Consider the following 3,278-nt stretch of genomic DNA (forward strand, 5'->3'; position numbering starts at 1 on the left):
TTAGTAATTGTACTTAAAACTCCTTCTCTCCTAGATAACTAAAGCCTTCCTCCTTCTTTCTGCTTAGTAATTGTACTTAAAACTCCTTCTCTCCTAGATAACTAAAGCCTTCCTCCTTTTTCCTTATTATTGTTGAGATTCTTGTTGTTGATAGAGACAGAAATAACGTCCTTTAACTGCCATTAATTCGTCATGTGTTCCTTGTTCTACCACAGAACCTTTATCCATCATAATTATAGTATTAGCATTTTTTACTGTTGTTAAACGGTGAGTAATAAAGAAGACTGTTTCACCTTGGAAAGCCTCAGCTAAATTCTCACAAACTTGACGTTCTGAACTGTAATCTAAGGCGCTAGTTGCCTCATCTAAAATTAACAATTTGGGATTTTGTAGAACTGTTCGAGCCAGAGCAATTCTTTGTCTTTGCCCCCCAGATAAAGAAGCACCTCTTTCTCCCACCATTGTGTTATAACCACTAGGCAAATTCATAATAAACTCATGGGCAACTGCTATTTTAGCAGCACGAATAATTTCATCGGTTGTTGCATCTGGATTTGTCAAAGCAATATTATCTTGAACGGTACCATTAAACAGGAGAGTATCCTGCAAAACCACTCCAATTTGACGACGTAAAGAATATAATTCTACCTTTTGAATATCGTATCCATCAACAAAAATTCTACCCGAAAGTGGGGGATATAAACGTTGTAATAATTTCATTAATGTACTTTTTCCCGAACCACTCAAACCCACAATTCCGACAAAAGAACCTGATGGAAACTCTAAATTTATATTTGCCAATTGTAGAGGTCCGCTTTGAGCAAATCGGAAAGAAAGTTCTTCAAATTTGACACTGCCAGTAATTGGTGGCATATCAATATTATTACGGTCTTCATCATCTACTTCCGCTTCAGTATCTAAGACATCTCTTAATCGTTCAATAGACATTCCTACTTCTTGGAAACTTTGCCAAACACTAACAAAACGGAGCAAGGAACCTGTCACATTACCCGCAATAATTCGGAAAGCAATTAATCCTCCTACAGATAATTGACCATCAATAACTAAATAAGCACCAACCCATAAAAGTGCTAGTCCGGAAAGTTTATTTAAAAAGGTACTAATAGAACTAGAAGTAGTTTGAGTCAGAACAGTATTAAAACTAGCAGTCATAAACTTGGCATAACGAGCTGACCATTCCCAACGAGACCGGAGTTCTAAATTTTGCGCTTTAATAGTCTGCACACCATTTAGTACCTCCACTAAGTATGACTGAGAGTCTGCATAACGTTCTGCCTTTTTCCGTAGTAACCTTCTCACAATAGGAGAATTAATTAAAATAATTCCAGCAAAGAAAGGCAACCCAGCCAAAGCAACCGCCGTCATTAATGGATTAAGAGCCAACATCACAGCAACATAAATTACCGAGAATACCGCATCCAAAACCACTGTTAAGGCTGTACCTGTCAGAAAATTTCTAATATTAGCTAATTCTCCAATCCTACCTGTCAAATCCCCCACCCGACGATTATCAAAATAATTAAGTGGGAGACGGAGCAAATGGTCAATTACCTCAGAGCTAAGTTTGACATCTATACGGTTAGTAGTATCTACAAACAAGAAAGTCCGTAAACCTCCTAATAAAGCTTCAAACAAAGCTATACCTAACATCAATATGCCTAGAACATCCAGTGCTTCAATATTCCGTTGCCCCATAACTTTGTCGATAATAATCATGGTCATTAGGGGGTTGACCAAGCCAAATATCTGTACAAAAAATGAGGCAATCAATACTTCAATAAATACTGTGCGATGTTCCATCAGGGAAGGAACAAACCACCAAAAACTAAACTGTTCCTTCTGTTCCGTCTTTGGTGCTTGGAGTAGTAGAACCTGTCCCGACTCTCCCCAAATTTCCTGAAACTCTCCTGGTTTGAGGCGAGTTAATCCAAATTCTGGACTACCTACGACAATTTCTTGTTCTGTAATACTATAAAGTATGGCAAAACTATCCTGCCATTGAATCAAAGCAGGAGCCTTGAGGCGAGGTACTGCTGCTGCCGAGACTTGTGCCAGTTGACCGCTTAATCCCATCATCTGAGCGATCGCTCCACAAGCTTGCAAAGATACCCTACCTGCTGTACGAATCTGATTATCCAATACCCGACGAATAACATCCCGGCGGAACTTCAGACCCAGGTGTTTAGCCAACATTTGGAAGCAAGCTAAGGGAACTGCTATTTCCCCTTTCGCTCGGAAAATTGGATATTTTTTTGATGGAGCATCTTGAGCAACTGTTGGTTCTGGAGGACGTGCTGGTGCTTGAGGCACTATGGACATATCCAAAGGAGCTAACCCAGCTTTTTGCTCACCATTTTCTGTTAATTGAGTTTCCTCAACTTCGGCGTTGGTCTGTTGTTCGGGAAATCCTAGTATTCTTGCTCCTCTAGCTCCTTCTACTTTCAGAGATTTACCTGCTCCATCCAAAACTACTTGGCTACCAGGGGCAAAATCTCCTACTACCCCACTACTCACCAACCATATTTTTGACCCATTTAGAATAGACCCTAGTTCTTGAGTTTTTGTATCTCCTGGGGGCAGATTTACTACTAAGGTATTTGAGACAACATTTTGGGATAACTGTTTGAGGTTAACATTAACTTCTGCCCTTCTGGCAAATTCTTGGCTTAGTAGTTCATAAACCTCACTTACTGCGGGAGTTTCCAGGAAAGCTTTACCAAATTCTGGTTCCGTTTCTAATACGGCGAAAAAATCTGCTGTTGGTAGAGTAACTGCAATTAAGTCTGTTGAGGCAAGTGCTGTTTCACAAGGCATCCCCCGTAGCAACCCTGGCCAACCTAGGATTTCTCCTGGTCCAACTAATTTTAAACTGACATGACGTTGCGATCGCTGGTCATAACCTAATATTCTTGCCTGACCCTGATAGATAATTGCTATCTGGGTCGGCATTTTTTCTCTTTCAAATATTGGTTGTCCGGCACGGTAACCGAGAAGTTGACATTTTCCTGTTAATTGTTTTAGAGCATTTTCCGAAAGCAGATTAAATGGAGGTTTTTCTCCCAGAAATTCTTGTATTTGTACTCTTGATATTGTTGAAGAAGTAGCCATAACGAATAATTGATAATGGATAATGGATAATTGATAATTAAAGCATTAGACAATTAGATATTTTCAAAACTCTTTACATTATTAATTATCGAAATGGATAATTAAAGCATTTAGAGAATTAGATAGAAAATTAGATATTTTTCCCAACT

Annotated in this window: 1 protein-coding gene; it reads right to left on the reverse strand. The window is 39.0% G+C overall.

Translation table 11 applies throughout. The features are described from left to right. Positions 1–126: 126 nt before the first annotated feature. Positions 127–3,129 (reverse strand): peptidase domain-containing ABC transporter, encoded by a 3,003-nt coding sequence (locus tag ACP6PK_RS00860; RefSeq protein WP_426556943.1) that lies wholly within the window; start codon positions 3,127–3,129, stop codon positions 127–129. Between the last annotated feature and the right edge of the window lie 149 nt (positions 3,130–3,278).

Origin of the sequence: Dapis hubbardiae BLCC-M172 (assembly GCF_050016015.1) — a bacterium.
In the GTDB taxonomy this organism is placed as follows: Bacteria; Cyanobacteriota; Cyanobacteriia; order Cyanobacteriales; family Microcoleaceae; genus Trichodesmium.